This window comes from Streptomyces sp. NPDC030840 (assembly GCF_055572015.1).
Map to the genome: position 1 here is coordinate 62,795 of NZ_JBVIEE010000014.1, position 16,667 is coordinate 79,461.

Below are 16,667 nucleotides of genomic sequence, written 5' to 3' on the forward strand. Positions count from 1 at the left end.
ACCACGGTGCTCGTCCTCGCGGTCCCCGTGTTCTGGATCCAGCTCGGCCACATCGGGGACGGCGCCGACCCCACGTCCTTCACGGACCGGCGTGCCTACGACCTGATGACCGACGCCTTCGGACCCGGCTCCAACGGCCCCCTCACCGTCGTGATCGACCAGACCTCCGTACCGTCGTCCCAGCGCGCGACCCTGCAGAGCCAGGCGCAGAAGACACTCGACGCCGTCGACGGGGCCGCGGCCGTCACCCCCCTGACCCCCACCACGGACGGGGACGTCCTCATCGCCACGGTCTACTCGACCAAGTCCCCGCAGAACGCGGACACCACCGACCTCGTCAACCGCCTCGTGGACACGACGCTGCCCGACGCGGTCTCCGGCACCGACGCCAAGGGGTACGTCACGGGCACCACGGCGGCCCAGGTCGACTTCCGGGACATCGTCGCGAGCCGGCTGCCCCTCATCATCGCCGTCGTCGTCGCGCTGGCCTTCCTGATCATCCTCGCCGTCTTCCGCGGTCTGCTCGTCGCGGTCAAGGCGGCCGTCCTCAACGTGCTGTCGATCGCCGCCTCGTACGGCGTGGTCGTCGCGGTCTTCCAGTGGGGCTGGGGCGGGCCCGCGCTCGGCGTCAACGGAAAGGTGCCGATCGAGAGCTACGTACCCATGATGATGTTCGCGATCATCTTCGGGCTCAGCATGGACTACGAGATCTTCCTCCTCTCGCGCGTCCGCGAGGCTTGGCTGCGCACCGGTAACGCCCAGGACGCCGTCGCGCACGCGCTGGAGATCACGGCACGGGTCATCACCTGCGCGGCGCTGATCATGGTGAGCGTCTTCGCCGCGTTCATCATCAGCGACAACATCGTGGTCAAGATGCTGGGCCTGGGACTGGCGGTCAGCGTACTGATCGACGCCACCGTCGTCCGCCTCCTCCTCGTCCCCGCGGTCATGACCCTCATGGGCCGGCACGCCTGGTGGACGCCGCGCCGGCTGGACAAGGTGCTGCCGCACATCGACGCCGAGGGGGAGGGGGAGCGCCGCTGAGCGCCCGGCAGCGGGTGACGACGGCCGACGACCGCCGACCACGCAGAAGCGCGCGCCGACCCTGTGTACGCGGCGACGCCCCGGGTACCCGGACGGCGTTCCGGAACCGAGTACTCGCAGCTCACGACATACGAGGAGGGTCCAGCGTGACCAGCACTGCGGAGACCGGCGCCATCACCGGTACGCCGGACAAGGACTACAACCTCATCTGGTACGTCGAGGCGTGCCTGGACAACGCGCTGCGTCTCGAGAACTACATCCAGGACGCGGAGCGCAACAAGGACACCGAGGTCGTGGAGTTGTTCCGCAAGGCGCAGGCCGACAGCCGCAAGGGAGCCGAACTGGGCAAGCAACTCCTGCGCACGCGTCTGCAGGGCAGCTGACGAAGCGCATCCAGCGGGGGCTGTGTCCTGTGCCCCCACGGTGAAACGGGCGCAACGGGTACGGGCCGCACGCCGGCCCGTACCCGTTCCGTGCCCGCACGGACGCACACTGGCGCACGGAACCACGCGGAGCGAGGCTCGGGAAGGAGCTACGCTCCTCGCACGACGAGCGGTCCGGTACGGAGGGGGAACACCGTGGTGGCGAGCCGTCCTCTGCTCTACCTCGACGTCGACGGGCCGCTCAACCCGTACGCGGCGAAGCCGGAGCGGCGCCCGGAGGGTTACGGGACCCACCGGATGAAGCCCCCGGGCTGGCTGTCCCAGCACCCGGGCGAGCCGCGGGCCTACGTGAAGCCGCTGCGGGTCTGGCTCAACCCCGGCCACGGACGGCGCCTCCTGGAGTTGAGCGACCGGTACGACCTGGTGTGGGCGACGACATGGGGCCGGGACGCCAACGACTACATCTCACCGGTCCTCGGGTTGCCCGATCTTCCCGTCGTGGACTGGCCCATGACGCACGACACGGCCCCCGACGGGACGTTCTGGAAGACCCGCCTCCTCGTCGCACACGCCTCCGGCCGGCCTTTCGCCTGGATCGACGACGAACTCGGCGACAGAGACCGCGCCTTCGTACGGACACACCACGCGGGAGATGCCCTGCTGCGTCACGTCGACGCACGGCTCGGCCTCCGCGACAGCGACTTCGAGGCCGTCGCGGCCTTCGCAGGCGCCCTGGGATTCGGCGGCCCCGCCTGACCCGGCCGAGTCGGGCCTCGCCGCACGTACCGCGTCGAGACAGCGGGTGCCCTGGACGCGCAGCGCCTCCGCGAGTTCGGGCGGGGCATGGGTGAGCGTGAAGTCGGCGTCGACCGAGGTGACCATCCAGGCGAGGTCGCGGGGTGTGTCGGCGCCCAGGTGCAGCAGGCAGCTGTGGTCGTCGAGGGGTTCGACGACGCCCATGCCGGGCCAGACCCGGTCGGCGACCGCCTCGGCGGACTCGTGCAGCGTGACCGTCGCCTGGAACCGCCAGGCCCGCCAGGAGAGCCGACGGGCCACGTAGGCGGCCACGTCGCCCTCGGGAGGCTCACGCGGCGCGAATCGCGGTCCGGTCGGCGTGCGCGGGGTGAGCCGGTCGACGCGGAACGTGCGCCAGTCACCACGGTCGGTGTCCCAGGCGACCAGGTACCAGTGGCGGTCGAAGCTGACCAGACTGTGCGGTTCGACCGAACGGACGCCGGTCCCGCCCCGCGGGGCGGCGTAGCCGAAGCGCAGCCGCTCGCGCCGGCGGCACGCCTCGGCGACGGCCATGAGGGTGTCCGGCGAGACCTCGGGGCCGGGGGCGGTACCGGCCCGGACGGTGGCGGCGTGCAGGGTGCCGACCCGGTGCCGCAGCCGGGAGGGCAGCACCTGCTCCAGCTTGGCGAGCGCGCGCAGCGAGGACTCCTCGATACCGGCGACCGAACCACCGGCCGCGGTCCGCAGCCCGACCACGACGGCGACGGCCTCCTCGTCGTCGAGCAGCAGCGGCGGCAGACGCGTCCCCGCCCCGAGCCGGTACCCGGCCGAGCCCCTGGACGCCCGCACCGGATAACCGAGCTCGCGCAGCCGCTCCACGTCACGGCGCACAGTACGCCGGCTGACGCCGAGGCGTTCGGCGAGTTCCGCACCGGACCGCTCACCGTGGGTCTGCAGCAGCGCGAGGAGTCTCAGCAGCCGCCCGGAGGTCTCCACCATGCCGTCAGCATGCCGGAAGGTTAGGACCGCGACTGACCCAACCGGTCCCTAGCGTCACCGTCATGACCAACGCGACACCCGACAGCACCCACGTCACCTCCGAGGTGCGCCCGTTCCGCATCGCCGTCCCGCAGGACCGGATCGACGATCTCCACAACCGCCTGGCCGCCACCCGCTGGCCCGGTGAACTGCCCGGCGTCGGCTGGAGCCGTGGCGTCCCGAGGGCCTACCTGAGGGATCTCACCGACCACTGGCGCACCACCTACGACTGGCGGGCCCACGAGGCGGAGCTCAACGCACACCCCCAGTTCCTGACCACCGTGGACGGGCAGACCGTCCACTTCCTGCACGTGCGGTCCCCGGAGCCCGACGCGACACCGCTGATGCTGCTGCACGGCTGGCCGGGCTCGGTGGTGGACTTCCTCGACGTCCTCGGCCCCCTGTCCGACCCCCGCACCCACGGCGGCGACCCCGAGGACGCCTTCCACCTGGTGGTCCCGTCGCTGCCCGGGTTCGGCTACTCCACCCCCCTGGCCGGGCCCGGCATGAACGCGGCTCGTATGGCCACGGTCCTGAACCACCTGATGGCACGCCTTGGCTACGCGCGCTACGGCGTCCAGGGCTACGACACCGGCACATGGGTCGCCCCCGAGATGGGCAGGCAGGCACCGGACCAGGTCATCGGCGTCCACCTCAACGCCATGATCACGTTCCCCGAGGGAGAGGGCGACACCGACGGCCTCACCCCCGCCGAACAGCGCCGCTGGCAGTCCATGCGGGACTTCAACGACGGTTACCTGCGGTGCAACGCACAACGCCCGCAGACAGTGGCGTACGCCCTGACCGATTCCCCCGCCGGTCAACTGGCCTGGATCGTGGAGAAGTTCAAGGAGCTCACCGACCCGGAGGACGGGCTCCCCGAGGACAGCGTCGACCGCGACCGCATGCTCACGAACGTCTCGCTGTACTGGTTCACGGCCACCGCCGCCTCGGCCGCGCAGGTCTACTACGAGGAGATGTCGGCCACCACCTGGACCGACGCCGCGGGCGAGGACGCGACAGAGTGGGACGGGGCGGGGGACGAGGACACGACGGACCGGGACGGCGCCGGGAACGACTGGTCCGTCGGCCGACGCGGAACCGTACCCACCGCCGTGCTCCTCTCCACCCACGACGTGACCGTCCGCCGCTGGACCGAACGTGATCACAACGTCGTCCGGTGGACCGAGCTGGACCGCGGCGGACACTTCCTCGCCATGGAGGCACCGGACCTCCTCGTCGGCGACGTACGCGAGTTCTTCGCCAAGGTGCGCTGACGCCGGTCAGGCACCGCCACCCAGTGCCACCCTCAGGCCCCGGATCTCGTAGCCCCCGATGTCGTCCTTGAACGAGACACGGGGCGGCGTGGCCATCCGGATGCCGTCCAGCGCGAAGAGACGGCTGAGGAAGATGTCGGCCTCGTACATCGCGACGACCGCCCCGGGACAGCGGTGCGCACCGTCGCCGAAGGCCAGACCGGCGGGGCCGGGGCCCTCCTGAAGGTCCCGGCCCGGCCGGACCCGCAGGGGCAGGCAACCCACCGCGCTCGCGTCGGTGTTGGCGTCGTCGACGTGGATCTCGACGATCTCCCCGGGCCGCACGACGACGGGCCCGTCGTCGGTGGGCACCCGCAGTTCGGCCGTGGCCCGCCGGCGCAGCCGGCCGACCACGGGCTCCAGCCGCAGGATCTCCTGCAGGACGGCGAACCGTCCGGGTTCGTCCGCCGCGCGGTAGTGGTCCAGCAGTTCCGGGTCGCTGAACAGGTGCCACGCGGCGACACAGACGAACTCCCGCGTGGTGACCATCCCGGCGGCGGCGAACGTCAGGCACTCGCCGAGGATCTCGGCGTCCGAGCAGCCCTCCGCGATCAGGTGCGAGATCAGGTCGTCGTGCTCACGGCGACGGTGCGCCCGGATGGCGGGGCGGACGTCGGCGAGATGGATGCGGAGCCAGTTGGCGTTCTGCCGGACCAGCCAGTAGACGCCCCGCGCACTGGTCAGGCCCGGCCGGCCGAACTTCTCCGGGAAGAAGCGCTCCAGCCGCCGGCGGATCCCCGGCCTGCTGTACCGCAGGCCGATGATCTCGCTCACCACTCCGATGGCCATGCCGAAGCCCAGGTCGGCCAGTTGCGCCTCACCACGGGTGCGCAGCGTCTCCAACTGCTGCTCGGCGACGCGCACCATGAGGCCCCGGTAGTGCTCGTCCACCCGGCGCGGGGTGAAGAAGCGCGCGGTCCGCCGCCGGTGTTCCCGGTGCTCGGGGCCGTCCCGGTACAGCACCGGGCGGCGGATGCTCGGCGGCAGCTTCTCCACGGTCTCGATGCCCAGCCCGGCCTGTACGGTCCCGGAACTCCGCAGTACCGACCGGGCGGCCGAGTAACCGTGCACCTGCAACGTGCCATCGGCCGCCCGGCCCACGGGACAGCCCGGCCGGGCTCCTCCCCTGTCGACTTTCCTCGCGGTGTCCTCGACGTCGCTCATCGGACCCGATCCCCCCCCAGCCGGCCGCGGGCGGCCTCTCTGGCCGTCCTGCGTGACACGCATACGTGTGCCATGAACGAGTGCGGCCCACAGCATGCGTCCTCACGGCGTGCGCCGACCAGCCCTCAGAACAGCCAAGTCGGGGCGGCATCCGGCACGTGCCGTCCGGGACGCGACCGCGGCGCGGTCAGCTCCGCCCGCCTCCACCGCCCAACTGCCCCTCGGCCTCGGCGAGGATCTCCGTGACCCGCAGGCCGAAGGCGGCGTCGCACGCGTGGGCACGCCCGGTCGCGGCCGAGGCGCGGAGGGCGTCGGCGGCCCGTGTGAGAGCCTCCACCGCTCCCTCGGAGGACTGGGGCAGTACGGTGACACCCGCCTTGCCGCGCAGCTCGACCGTGGTTCCGGCGGCCGCGGGCGGGGCCGTGAGGCTGAGCGTCAGGGTGCTCGACGCCCCGCCGGCGTGGTCGAGGACGAGGTGGACGGTGTCCTCCGGGCCGCGCGCGGCGGCCGCCACCCGCGTGACGTCGCCGAGCACCGGCAGCAGCAGCGACAGGGCGTGCGGGCCGACGTCCCACAGGCCCCCCTTCTCACGGCGCCACGGCGTCGCGAACGGGCTGTCGCCGGTGAACACCGAGCCGAACCACTCCGCCCGCGCCGTGAACCAGCCGTCCAGGGCGGCCTGTTCGCTGATCCAGGCCTCTGTCGCGGTCTGGAAACGCGAGGTGAAGAAGACCACCGAGGAAACCCCGGCCTCGCGGGCCGCCCCGACGACGGCCCGCCCGTCCTCGACGCTCGTCGCGACCGGCTTGTCGAGCAGCAGATGGCATCCAGCCCGCGCGGCGCGTACGGCGAGCGGGGCCTGCACGGACGGCGGCAGCGCGACGGCGACCGCGTCCACGTCGGCGAGCAGGGCGTCCACGTCGTCGTACGCCCGTGTGCCGTGCCGGTCGGCGATCTCCTCGGCCGCCTCCAGGCGCCTGCCCCAGACCCCCACGAAGTCCAGTCCGGGATGCCCGCTCAACGCCGGCGCGTGGGCCATGTCGGCCCACGGTCCTGTACCGAGCAGTCCGATGCGCATGCCGCCGCCTCTCCTGTGCCAATGCCCCGGCCCGTGCCGGTGACCGTGCGGGGTGAGCCTTTCACGCGGCCCCTGACCTGCACCACCTTCCGTGGGGCCTACGTCAGGCTCGCCTGCCCGTACGGCAGCAGCCGGACGGGCCCCGTCCGTCCGCAGGCCTGACGGGCGAGGGCACCGAAGACCTCCGGGCGGGCCACCCGGAGACGGTTGACGAGGGGCGTGGCCACCTCCACCTCCAGGGTGTTGTCCCCGCGCCGGAGCCACGGGCCGGCATCGAGGACGGGCCGGAGCCGGTCGACCGGTCCCAGCCGGGTGCCGTTGAGGGTGACCCGGCAGGTGCCGGAGACCTCTCCGAGGTCCAGCAGCGCGCCGTGGCCCGAGCCCCAGTCCGGCGGCAGGGTGAGCGTGGTCCGGTAGCGGCCGATGCCGGAGACGTCGGCGAGCTCGGGAATCCGTGACCAGGGCAGCAGCGCGTCGAGCGTCAGCGTGTGCCGGACGACGTCGGTCTGCGTCGCCCTGGCGCCGGGCCGTCAGTCCTCCACGTCCAGCAGCCAGCGGTCCGGTACGACGGGTTCGGGAACCTCGGGGATCCTCGTGGTGAACGTACGGCCCTGGGACAGCCGAGTCGTGTAGGTGCCCGCCCTGCTCGCGCGCACGACGGTTCCCTTCGGCGTGAACAGCACCTCGTCGGCGTCGGTGGCAGCGACGTGCGGCCGCCTGCCGAGGCGGTCCCCGAACAGGCCGGGCCGGCCCAGCGCGACGATCGTGGTCTGCCCCGGCTGAAGGGGCACGCGCAGGGTGACGCCGTCGCCGTCCTCGGCGTACCGGGCGACGCGCACGGCCTTGCCGGTCCACGGGTCCAGCGCCTACGGCACCACAGGTCCGCTCCGTGTGTTCGAGGACTCCATCGAGCTGGAGACCGACGGACTGCAGTGGACGCCCCTGCTGCCGGACGCCTTCGAGAAGCACACCGGCCGGCCGCTCCTGCCGTACCTGCCCGCGCTCGTGCTCGACAACGGCGACCAGGTCTTCGCTTTCGACGCGTGTGACTCAGGTCACCACTACGGGCGGGGCGCTGGCGTCCCCGGCCGCGACTGAAACCAGGCGGGCTTGGCTCATATGCGCCGACTTCCGGTGACGGGGCGCCGTCGACGGCGTACCTTCCCTCCATCCCTGACTCTCGTTCAGGGGGTGTGCCGCCAGGGTGCGGACGTGAAAAACGGTCCCGAGGTTGATGTGATGACCTTCACCCTGATGTGGCGGAAAGTGATGAATTCCTTACGCGAGTCGGACGTACAGGAACGCGTATAGACAGCGTTCGACCTGGGAGGTTCGCCTTGCGACCGTTCACCCTCAACTACGTCCGGCCCAGAGCACTGCCGATCGTGGTGGAGCCCTACAGCTTCGACGCCTCGTTGCAGCTGAACGTGCTCGGTGACGGCCGCCCCGCCGTGGCCGACCGGGACCTCCTGCTCGCGGTCGGCACCACGACGTCCACGGCGGGCTCGCAGACGCACTTCGACGACTGACGGCAGCAGCCGGTGACCGTACTGATTCTCACGTCGGAGCAGGACGTCACCGCCGACATGGTGGTGGCGGAGCTGGGCAGGCTGGGCGCGCCTGTGATGCGTCTCGATCCGGCCGACATCCCCGGCAAGGCCGTGCTGTCGGCCGACTACGCGCACGGCGACTTCGACGGACATCTGTCGGTCAACGGGCACGTGCTGAGCATGGGCGGCCTGCGCTCCGTCTGGGTCCGCAGGCCGGGCGACCCCGCCGCCCACGCGCCGCAGCCGTCCGCGTGGCTGACCGCCGAGACGCGGCAGGCGCTCTACGGCATGCTCTACTCGGCCTCGCCCGCGTGGATGAACCATCCGGGCAACGCCGACCAGGCGCGGCACAAGCCCTGGCAGTTGAGGGTCGCCCACTTCAGCGGCTTCGCCGTACCGCCGACCACCTTCACCACGGCGCCGAAGGTGGCCCAGCAGTTCGTCGAGCTGCACCGGGACGTGGTCGTGAAGTCGGCCTCGGGCCCGCCGCCCGACGACCCCTCCGTCGCCCTGCCGACGACGCTGATCGGGCCCGACGCGGACTTCTCCGCGGTGGCGGCCGGCCCCGCGCTGCTGCAGCGGTACGTGCCCAAGCGGGCCGACATCCGACTCACCTGCGTCGGCGACCGCCTGTTCGCCGCCCGCAAGCGGGCCGCTCCCGGGCAGGTCGACGGCCGTTACGGCGAGACCGGGTACGGCTGGGAGGCCGTCCCCGTGCCCGACCGCATCGCCAAGTCGTCCGTCGAATACCTCTCCCTGGCCGGCCTCGCCTACGCGGCCTTCGACTTCGCCGAGGACGAGGAGGGGGTGTGGTGGTTCCTGGAGTGCAACCAGGGCGGGCAGTTCGGGTTCATCGAACTGGAGACGGAGCAGCCCATCGCGGAAGCGGTGGCCCTGTGGCTGTCGTGGCGCCGACCGGAGGCGCGGGTGCCCAGTCCTCGCTGGTGAGAGCGCGGGCGGGTGAGGTGCTCCGGGTCCGCACGGGGGCGGCCTCGGGGCGCATGCCGTACCGGAGGCGCGGCAGGCGGGCCCCCGCACGGAGAACTCGTGGACGGTGCGGAGCACGGCCGGGGAACCGGTCACGGTGGCCGCGTACTTCACCGCGATCGGTGCCGGCCACCCCACCACCGCGTACGCGAAGGGGACGACCACGGGCTGGTGCGGCACGTACAGCGGCAGTGCGGCGACGCAGTACGCGAGCAGGTCCCGTCGGCGTCCGGGCCGGTCCAGGGCGGACGACCCCGGTTCGCCTGGCCGGTCGCGGAACCCGGGGACGGCCGTCACCAGGCACCAGCCGGCCGCGCTGATGCGTGCCCCGGGGCCCCGGCCGGAGGCCGGGGGAGGGCCGGGCGGAGGCCGGGGAACGCCGGGCGAAGGCCCTCGACGGGGGTCTCCTCGCACGAGCGAAGCCGAGAGTGGGGGAGGAGCCGCTCGGGTCTTCGGCCGGTGCGGCGAGTGGGGCAACCTCCCACGCCCTTGGGGCAGTGCCAAAGCGTGCCCGGCGCCGCGTGGTTGCTGTGCGCGGCCTGCGCGATCCCTACGCCCGCGAAGGAGGCGGCGCCGTGCTCCGACGTACCACCAGGCGGGTCGGCACCAGGGTCGTACCGCGCTCTTGGCCGCCGAGGCGCATCTTGCGCAGGACGTTCTCGACGCAGAGCCTTCCCACCTCGGCGAAGTCCTGGTGGAGCGTGGTGAGCGGGGGCTGGAACTCGCCCGCCTCGGGGATGTCGTCGAAGCCGATGACGCTGACGTCCTCGGGGACGCGCCGGCCGCGTTCGTGCAGGGCCCGGAGCAGGCCCAGCGCCATCTGGTCGTTGGCCGCGAAGACGGCGGTGCAGTCCTCACGGGCCGCGAGATCCAGCCCGGCGCGGTAGCCGGACTCCGCCGACCAGTCGCCCCTGACCAGCGGCGGTGGCGTGCGGCCCGCCTCGACGAGGGCCGCGTGCCAGGCGTCCGCGCGGCGCTGGGCGGCGAAGGACCCGTCCGGTCCGCCCAGGTGCCACACCGTGGTGTGGCCGAGGTCGAGAAGGTGCCGGACGGCGGCGCGGCTCCCGCCGGCCTGGTCGGTGTCGACGACGGTGTAGCGGTCGCCGGCGTCGGAGTCGACGACCACGACCTGGACGTGCGGCGGCAGCGCGATGGTCGCCGCGTCGAGCAGATGGACCTCCATGATGACGATCACCGCGTCGACCGCGAGCTCCTCGAGGCGGGAGAACGCGCCGCGGACCTCGTCCTGCGTGGGCACGGCGACCGGCAGCAGGGTCACCGCGTACCCCTCGTGGGCCGCCGAGTTGGCGATCGCCTCCAGGGTGCGGACGTTGCCCGTGGTGGAGAGCGAGAAGGTGATGACGCCGATCGTGCGGAACTCACCGCGCTTGAGGGCCCGGGCGGCGCTGTTGGGCCGGTAGCCCAGCTCCTTCATGGCGGCGAGCACCTGCTGCCGGGTCTCCTCGGTGACCCCGGCGTAGCCGTTGGACACACGTGAGACGGTCTGTGAGGACACCCCCGCCAGACGGGCCACGTCGGCCATGGAGGCGGTCTGGGTCCTGGTCCCGGCACGGGGCCGTCTGCGCCCACCGCCAGGGACGCTCGTCGGGGTTCTGTCAGCCGTGTCCATCCCTCGGCCGCCTCCTCTCTGCGTTGTTGCATCACGGTTTCGTCGCTTGGGCCGCCGTTTCACCAATGGTCCCTTGACCACCGTGATCGGGGCAGTGTAGACATGCCGCCACTGGATGTTTACGTAAACATAACAGCGCGGAGTCCCCTGCCGAAGTGGATGTTTGCGTAAACATCGCGGCGGAGCGGCCATGCGGATGCTGGGCGGCGCCGCTGGTTCCGGCAGGTGACGAACGAGGAACGACATGACGACGCAACAACCGCCCGCGGCCGTGGAACCGCGGCCGGCACCGCCCCCGGCGAGGCGAGACCGCCGCTCCTGGACGGGGTGGGGTTTCCTGGGCCCCTTCGTGGCCGTGTTCGCCCTCGTCTTCCTGGCGCCGATCGCGTATTCGATCTACCTCAGTCTCTTCCGCGACCAGCTGATCGGCGGCAACACCTTCGTCGGCCTGGACAACTACACCCAGGCACTCGAGGACGACCGGTTCTGGGAGTCCCTCGTCCGGGTCTCCCTCTTCCTCGTCGTCCAGGTGCCGATCATGCTGGGCATCGCCCTGCTGATCGCCCTCGCCCTGGACAGCGGCCGCCTCTACGGCAAGGACTTCTTCCGCATCGCGATCTTCCTGCCGTACGCGGTACCCGCCGTGGTCGCCACCCTGATGTGGGGCTTCATGTACGGCACCCGCTACGGCCTCGTCGGGGACATCAACGACGCCTTCGGTGTGACCCTGCCCGACCCGCTCTCGCCCGACCTGGTGCTGGCGTCGATCGGCAACATCGTCACCTGGGAGTTCGTCGGTTACAACATGCTGATCTTCTACTCCGCGCTGCGGGTCATCCCGCACTCCCTCTACGAGGCCGCGGAGATCGACGGTGCCGGACAGTTCCGCGTCATCACCGCCATCAAGCTGCCCGCCATCCGCGGCGCCCTCGTCATCGCGACGATCTTCTCGATCATCGGCAGTTTCCAGCTGTTCAACGAGCCCAACATCCTGCGGCAGCTGGCCCGCAACGCGATCACGACCGACTACACCCCGAACTTCTACACGTACTCGCTGTCCTTCAACGGCCAGCAGCAGAACTACTCCGCCACGGTCGCCATCATCATGGGCCTGATCACCATGGTGATCGCCTACATCGTGCAGCTGCGCGGCATGCGCAAGGGAGCGTGACCCGATGAGCACCCCCGTCACCACCGCTTCCGAGTCCGCACCCGCTCAGGCCGTCGGCGCCGGCAAGGGCGCGTCCCGCCTGCGTACGCCCCGCCGGCACACTCCGGGGCGACCCAGGCGCAGCGTTCTGCTGACCGTGCTCACGGGCCTGATGCTGCTGTACACCGTGGTGCCGCTGATCTGGCTCGTCATCAGCGCGACCAAGACCCAGGAGGGCCTGGCCGATTCCAACGGGCTGTGGTTCGCCGACGACTTCGCCCTCTGGGACAACATCAGGGACACGTTCACGTACAACGACGGCGTCTTCACGCGCTGGCTGCTGAACACCGTGCTGTACGTCGTGCTCGGCGCCGGCGGGGCCACCTTCCTGGCGATCCTGGGCGGTTACGCGCTGGCGAAGTTCAACTTCCCCGGCAAGCGCGCCGTGTTCGCCGTGGTCATCGGAGCCGTCGCCGTGCCGGCCACGGCCCTGTCGGTGCCCACCTTCCTGATGTTCAGCAAGATGGGGCTGACCGACACCCCGTGGGCGGTGATCATCCCGTCGCTGGTCTCGCCGTTCGGCCTGTACCTGATGTGGGTCTTCGCCACCGAGGCCATCCCCACCGAACTGCTGGAAGCCGCCCGCATGGACGGAGCGAGCGAGGCGCGCACCTTCTTCCAGGTCTCCCTGCCGCTGCTCGCCCCCGGCATCGTGACCGTGCTGCTGTTCACGACGGTCGCGACCTGGAACAACTACTTCCTTCCGCTGATCATGCTGAAGGACTCGGACTGGTACCCCCTGACCCTGGGCCTGAGTGTCTGGAACTCCCAGGCCGAGACGATCGGTGGCGACGTGATCTTCAATCTCGTGATCACCGGTTCACTGCTCACCATCGTGCCGCTGATCGCCGCGTTCCTGCTGCTGCAGAAGTACTGGCAGTCCGGGCTCGCCGCCGGAAGCGTCAAGGAGTAGCCCTCCCGCTCACGCCCTCACGGCTTCACGCATCACACCCTCACCTGTCCCACCCACGAAGAAGTGGAAGCATCCTCATGCGCAGAAAGACCAGCCGCCTGCTGCGCGGCATAGCCCTCCTCTCCGCCCTCGCCCTGGGCGCGACCGCCTGCGGCGGCTCCGACGACGAGGGCTCCGACCAGAAGCCGGTCTCCGCCGGTGACATCCAGGCGGCCCTGAAGAAGGGCGGCACGGTCACGGTCTGGGCCTGGGAGCCCACGCTCAAGTCGGTCGCCGCCGACTTCCAGAAGAAGTACCCCAAGGTCAAGATCAACCTCGTCAGCGAGCGGTCCGGCGACAAGCACTACACCGCTCTGTCCAACGCCATCGAGGCCAAGAAGGGCGTGCCCGACGTCGCGCAGGTCGAGTACTTCGCGCTGGGCCAGTACGCGCTCACCAAGGGCCTGTCCGACCTGAAGCCCTTCGGCGCCGACAAGCTGAAGGACAAGTACACGGCCGGGCCCTGGAACGCGGTGACCCAGGGGAGCGACGCCGTCTACGGCCTGCCGATGGACTCCGGCCCGATGGCGATGTTCTACAACAAGAAGGTCTTCGACAAGAACAAGATCGCCGTCCCCACCACCTGGGACGAGTACGTCGAGGCGGCCCGCAAGCTGCACAAGGCCGACCCGAAGTCGTTCATCGCCGCCGACGCCGGCGACGCGGGCTTCACCACCAGCATGCTCTGGCAGGCCGGTTCGCGCCCCTACAAGGTCGACGGCACCAACGTGAAGATCGACTTCTCGGACGCGGGCGCCAAGAAGTTCACCGACACCTGGCAGCCGCTCATCGACGAGAAGCTCCTCGCGCCCATCAACGGCTGGACCGACGACTGGTACAAGGGCCTGGGCGACGGCACCATCGCCACCCTGGTCACCGGTGCCTGGATGCCCGCCAACTTCGTCACCGGCGTGCCGAACGCCTCCGGTGACTGGCGCGCGGCCCCCATGCCTGCCTGGACCAAGGGCGACAAGGCGAGCGCCGAGAACGGCGGCAGCTCCCTGACCCTGCCCGCCCTGGGCAAGAACAAGGAACTCGCCTACGCCTTCGTCGAGTACGCGAACGCCGGCGACGGTGTGAAGACCCGCATCGACGAGGGCGCCTTCCCGGCGACCACCGCGGAGCTGCAGTCCACGGAGTTCCAGGACAAGAAGTTCGACTACTTCGGCGGCCAGCAGGCCAACAAGATCTTCGCCGAGTCCGCCGCCAACGTCGCCGACGACTGGTCGTACCTGCCCTTCCAGCAGTACGCCAACTCGATCTTCAACGACACCGTCGGCAAGGCCTACGTGTCGAACACGAAGCTGGCCGACGGCCTGAAGGCCTGGCAGGACGCGTCGGTCAAGTACGGCAACGAGCAGGGCTTCACCGTCGAGAAGTAGGACCGCCGTGCGAGGGGGCGGCGTCCGGCGCCGCCCCCCGTGCGACACACCGGAAGGACCACCATGACCTCCACCCGCCTGACCCGCGTGCTGAGCGGGCCGGACGGTGACTCCACCCCCCGTCTCGGCTACGGCGCCGACTACAACCCCGAGCAGTGGCCGCGCGAGGTGTGGGAGGAGGACGTCCGGCTGATGCGCGAGGCCGGCGTCACCGTCGTCTCCGTGGGGATCTTCTCCTGGGCCCGCATCCAGCCGGCCCCGGACGCGTGGGACTTCGCCTGGCTCGACGATGTCATGGACCTGTTGCACCAGGGCGGCATCGGGGTCGACCTGGCCACCGCCACCGCGTCCCCGCCGCCCTGGCTCACCACGGCCCACCCGGAGATCCTCCCGGTGACGGCCACCGGCGAGACGCTGTGGCCGGGCGCGCGGCAGCACTGGCGCCCCACGTCGCCGGTGTTCCGGGAGCACGCCCTGCGTCTGGTGCGGACGATGGCCGAGCGGTACGCCGGCCACCCGGCCCTGGTGGCCTGGCACGTCTCCAACGAGCTGGGCTGCCACAACATCTACGACTACTCCGACGACGCGGCCCGCGCCTTCCGCGACTGGCTGCGCGCCCGCTACACGACGCTCGACGCCCTCAACCACGCCTGGGGCACGGCGTTCTGGTCGCAGCGCTACAGCGACTGGGAGCAGATCCTGCCGCCCCGGCTGGCCGCCTCCCACCCCAACCCCACCCAGCAGCTGGACTTCAAGCGCTTCTCGTCGGACGCGCTGAAGGACTACCTGCGGGCGGAGCGGGAGGTGCTCCGGGAGATCACTCCCGACATCCCCGTCACCACGAACTTCATGGTGATGGGCGGCACCAAGGGCATGAACTACCCGGACTGGGCGGACGAGATCGATTTCGTCTCCAACGACCACTACGTCCACCCCGGCCCGCAGGACCGCGACGAGCTGTCCTTCTCCGCCAACCTCACCAGCGGCATCGCCGGCGGCCGGCCCTGGTTCCTGATGGAGCACTCCACCAGCGCCGTCAACTGGCAGCCTGTCAACGTCGCCAAGCGGCCCGGCGATCTGGCCCGGGACTCGCTGCTGCACGTGGCCCACGGCGCCGATGCCGTCTGCTACTTCCAGTGGCGGCAGTCCGCGGCCGGTGCCGAGAAGTACCACTCGGCGATGGTGCCGCACGCCGGAGAGGACAGCGACCTCTTCCGCGCGGTCGTGGCCCTCGGCGACACCCTCAAGACCCTCGCTCCCGTCGCCGGTTCAGAGCGCGAGGCGGCCCCCGTCGGCATCGTCTTCGACTGGGAGTCGTGGTGGGCGAGCGAGCAGGACTCGCACCCGACCTCCCTGCTCGACTACCGCCAGGAAGCGCTCGACTGGTACTCGGCGCTCCTCGCCCTCGGCATCCGCGCCGACGTGATCACCACCCGCACCGATCTCGACCGGTACCGGGTACTGATCACGCCCGTCCTCCATGTCGTCCCCGCCGACCTCGCCAAGGAGCTCACGCGGTACGCCGAGAACGGCGGCCACCTCGTGACCACGTACTTCTCCGGAATCGTCGACGAGAACGACCACGTCTGGCTCGGCGGCTACCCGGGCGCCCTGCGCGACCTGCTCGGCATCCGCATCGAGGAGTTCGGCCCGCTGCTCGCCGGTGAGACCGTCGAACTGGACGACTCCACCACCGGCAGCCTGTGGACCGACCGGATCACCGTCGCCGACCCGGAGACGGAGACGGTGTCCGCCTACCGCACCGGTGTGCACTCCGGCCGCCCCGCGGTCACCCGCCGGTCCACGGGCAGCGGTTCGGCCGCGTACGTCTCCACCCGGCTCGGCGTCGAAGGGCTCACCGCGCTGCTGCCGAGGCTGCTCGCTCCGGCCGGAGTCGAGAGCGAACTTCCGCAAGGCGCGCGCGGACTGGTCGAACTGACCGTCCGCCGCGGCCCCGAGGCCCGCTTCCTCTTCCTGGTCAACCGCACCGACGGGACCGTGCCGCTGACCGGGCTGACCGGAGAGGTGCTGGTCGGCAGCACCGACGCCGACGGCGCGCTCGTCCTTGACCCCCGCGCCGTCGCCGTCCTGCGGCAGCCCAGCACCTGATCCCCTGACTCCTCGGACGGCTCCGCACCCGTTCGAGGGCCATCCCCTTCCGCCCCCGACGGGCGGGAGGGTCCACCACAGCGACCACA

The 16,667-nt window shown here is 71.0% G+C and carries 16 protein-coding genes and 1 pseudogene; 11 read left to right on the forward strand and 6 right to left on the reverse strand.

Annotated elements, in window-relative coordinates; translation table 11 throughout:
* Positions 1-105 precede the first annotated feature (105 nt).
* The 3 genes from ACZ49J_RS27505 to ACZ49J_RS27515 all read left to right on the forward strand — a co-directional run bounded on the left by ACZ49J_RS27505 (position 106) and on the right by ACZ49J_RS27515 (position 2,183).
* Positions 106-1,044, forward strand: coding sequence for an MMPL family transporter (locus ACZ49J_RS27505; RefSeq protein ID WP_467452535.1), 939 nt, complete (start codon positions 106-108; stop codon positions 1,042-1,044).
* A 146-nt stretch (positions 1,045-1,190) separates the two neighbouring features.
* Positions 1,191-1,427: a hypothetical protein gene (locus tag ACZ49J_RS27510; RefSeq protein WP_467452352.1), complete on the forward strand. Its 237-nt coding sequence runs from the start codon at positions 1,191-1,193 to the stop codon at positions 1,425-1,427.
* Between the two features lie 195 nt (positions 1,428-1,622).
* Positions 1,623-2,183, forward strand: a complete 561-nt coding sequence (locus ACZ49J_RS27515; RefSeq protein ID WP_467452354.1) for an HAD domain-containing protein — start codon at positions 1,623-1,625, stop codon at positions 2,181-2,183.
* On the opposite strand, the pseudogene ACZ49J_RS27520 reads toward ACZ49J_RS27515, so the two are convergent.
* Positions 2,172-3,161 (reverse strand): annotated as a pseudogene (locus ACZ49J_RS27520) (helix-turn-helix transcriptional regulator); the annotation flags it as partial. The gene ACZ49J_RS27515 and the pseudogene ACZ49J_RS27520 sit on opposite strands and share 12 nt — an antisense overlap.
* A gap of 62 nt (positions 3,162-3,223) precedes the next feature.
* Here ACZ49J_RS27520 and ACZ49J_RS27525 point away from each other — a divergent pair.
* On the forward strand, positions 3,224-4,477 hold the full coding sequence (locus ACZ49J_RS27525) for an epoxide hydrolase family protein (protein WP_467452356.1): 1,254 nt from the start codon (positions 3,224-3,226) through the stop codon (positions 4,475-4,477).
* Between the two features lie 6 nt (positions 4,478-4,483).
* Here ACZ49J_RS27525 and ACZ49J_RS27530 read toward each other — a convergent pair whose 3' ends face one another.
* From ACZ49J_RS27530 to ACZ49J_RS27545, 4 genes are all read right to left on the reverse strand, one after another.
* Positions 4,484-5,680: a cytochrome P450 gene (locus ACZ49J_RS27530; protein WP_467452358.1), complete on the reverse strand. Its 1,197-nt coding sequence runs from the start codon at positions 5,678-5,680 to the stop codon at positions 4,484-4,486.
* Positions 5,681-5,867: 187 nt separating this feature from the next.
* Positions 5,868-6,758: a Gfo/Idh/MocA family protein gene (locus tag ACZ49J_RS27535; protein WP_467452359.1), complete on the reverse strand. Its 891-nt coding sequence runs from the start codon at positions 6,756-6,758 to the stop codon at positions 5,868-5,870.
* A gap of 98 nt (positions 6,759-6,856) precedes the next feature.
* On the reverse strand, positions 6,857-6,985 hold the full coding sequence (locus ACZ49J_RS27540) for a hypothetical protein (protein WP_467452360.1): 129 nt from the start codon (positions 6,983-6,985) through the stop codon (positions 6,857-6,859).
* 303 nt (positions 6,986-7,288) lie between these two features.
* Positions 7,289-7,597, reverse strand: coding sequence for a hypothetical protein (locus ACZ49J_RS27545; protein WP_467452361.1), 309 nt, complete (start codon positions 7,595-7,597; stop codon positions 7,289-7,291).
* 52 nt (positions 7,598-7,649) lie between these two features.
* Between ACZ49J_RS27545 and ACZ49J_RS27550 the strand changes: the two genes are divergently transcribed.
* The 3 genes from ACZ49J_RS27550 to ACZ49J_RS27560 all read left to right on the forward strand — a co-directional run bounded on the left by ACZ49J_RS27550 (position 7,650) and on the right by ACZ49J_RS27560 (position 9,256).
* Positions 7,650-7,856: a hypothetical protein gene (locus ACZ49J_RS27550; protein ID WP_467452362.1), complete on the forward strand. Its 207-nt coding sequence runs from the start codon at positions 7,650-7,652 to the stop codon at positions 7,854-7,856.
* 239 nt (positions 7,857-8,095) lie between these two features.
* On the forward strand, positions 8,096-8,287 hold the full coding sequence (gene tgmA / locus ACZ49J_RS27555) for a putative ATP-grasp-modified RiPP (protein ID WP_131566970.1): 192 nt from the start codon (positions 8,096-8,098) through the stop codon (positions 8,285-8,287).
* Positions 8,288-8,299: 12 nt separating this feature from the next.
* Positions 8,300-9,256, forward strand: coding sequence for an MvdC/MvdD family ATP grasp protein (locus ACZ49J_RS27560; RefSeq protein WP_467452363.1), 957 nt, complete (start codon positions 8,300-8,302; stop codon positions 9,254-9,256).
* A 589-nt stretch (positions 9,257-9,845) separates the two neighbouring features.
* Here the strand turns inward: ACZ49J_RS27560 and ACZ49J_RS27565 are convergent.
* On the reverse strand, positions 9,846-10,925 hold the full coding sequence (locus tag ACZ49J_RS27565) for a LacI family DNA-binding transcriptional regulator (protein ID WP_467452364.1): 1,080 nt from the start codon (positions 10,923-10,925) through the stop codon (positions 9,846-9,848).
* Between the two features lie 244 nt (positions 10,926-11,169).
* On the opposite strand from ACZ49J_RS27565, the gene ACZ49J_RS27570 reads away from it, so the two are divergent.
* The 4 genes from ACZ49J_RS27570 to ACZ49J_RS27585 all read left to right on the forward strand — a co-directional run bounded on the left by ACZ49J_RS27570 (position 11,170) and on the right by ACZ49J_RS27585 (position 16,578).
* A complete protein-coding gene (locus tag ACZ49J_RS27570; RefSeq protein WP_467452365.1) occupies positions 11,170-12,096 on the forward strand; it encodes a carbohydrate ABC transporter permease in 927 nt (308 codons plus the stop codon).
* Positions 12,097-12,100: 4 nt separating this feature from the next.
* Positions 12,101-13,048, forward strand: coding sequence for a carbohydrate ABC transporter permease (locus ACZ49J_RS27575; protein ID WP_467452366.1), 948 nt, complete (start codon positions 12,101-12,103; stop codon positions 13,046-13,048).
* A gap of 77 nt (positions 13,049-13,125) precedes the next feature.
* On the forward strand, positions 13,126-14,469 hold the full coding sequence (locus ACZ49J_RS27580) for an ABC transporter substrate-binding protein (RefSeq protein ID WP_467452367.1): 1,344 nt from the start codon (positions 13,126-13,128) through the stop codon (positions 14,467-14,469).
* A gap of 63 nt (positions 14,470-14,532) precedes the next feature.
* On the forward strand, positions 14,533-16,578 hold the full coding sequence (locus ACZ49J_RS27585) for a beta-galactosidase (protein ID WP_467452369.1): 2,046 nt from the start codon (positions 14,533-14,535) through the stop codon (positions 16,576-16,578).
* Positions 16,579-16,667 lie beyond the last annotated feature (89 nt).

Coding starts and splice junctions, on each gene's coding strand:
- ACZ49J_RS27505 (WP_467452535.1), top strand. CDS start 106: ATGACCGACGCCTTCGGACCCGGCTCCAACGGCCCCCTCACCGTCGTG.
- ACZ49J_RS27525 (WP_467452356.1), top strand. CDS start 3,224: ATGACCAACGCGACACCCGACAGCACCCACGTCACCTCCGAGGTGCGC.
- ACZ49J_RS27530 (WP_467452358.1), bottom strand. CDS start 5,680: ATGAGCGACGTCGAGGACACCGCGAGGAAAGTCGACAGGGGAGGAGCC.
- ACZ49J_RS27535 (WP_467452359.1), bottom strand. CDS start 6,758: ATGCGCATCGGACTGCTCGGTACAGGACCGTGGGCCGACATGGCCCAC.
- ACZ49J_RS27565 (WP_467452364.1), bottom strand. CDS start 10,925: ATGGACACGGCTGACAGAACCCCGACGAGCGTCCCTGGCGGTGGGCGC.
- ACZ49J_RS27570 (WP_467452365.1), top strand. CDS start 11,170: ATGACGACGCAACAACCGCCCGCGGCCGTGGAACCGCGGCCGGCACCG.
- ACZ49J_RS27575 (WP_467452366.1), top strand. CDS start 12,101: ATGAGCACCCCCGTCACCACCGCTTCCGAGTCCGCACCCGCTCAGGCC.
- ACZ49J_RS27580 (WP_467452367.1), top strand. CDS start 13,126: ATGCGCAGAAAGACCAGCCGCCTGCTGCGCGGCATAGCCCTCCTCTCC.
- ACZ49J_RS27585 (WP_467452369.1), top strand. CDS start 14,533: ATGACCTCCACCCGCCTGACCCGCGTGCTGAGCGGGCCGGACGGTGAC.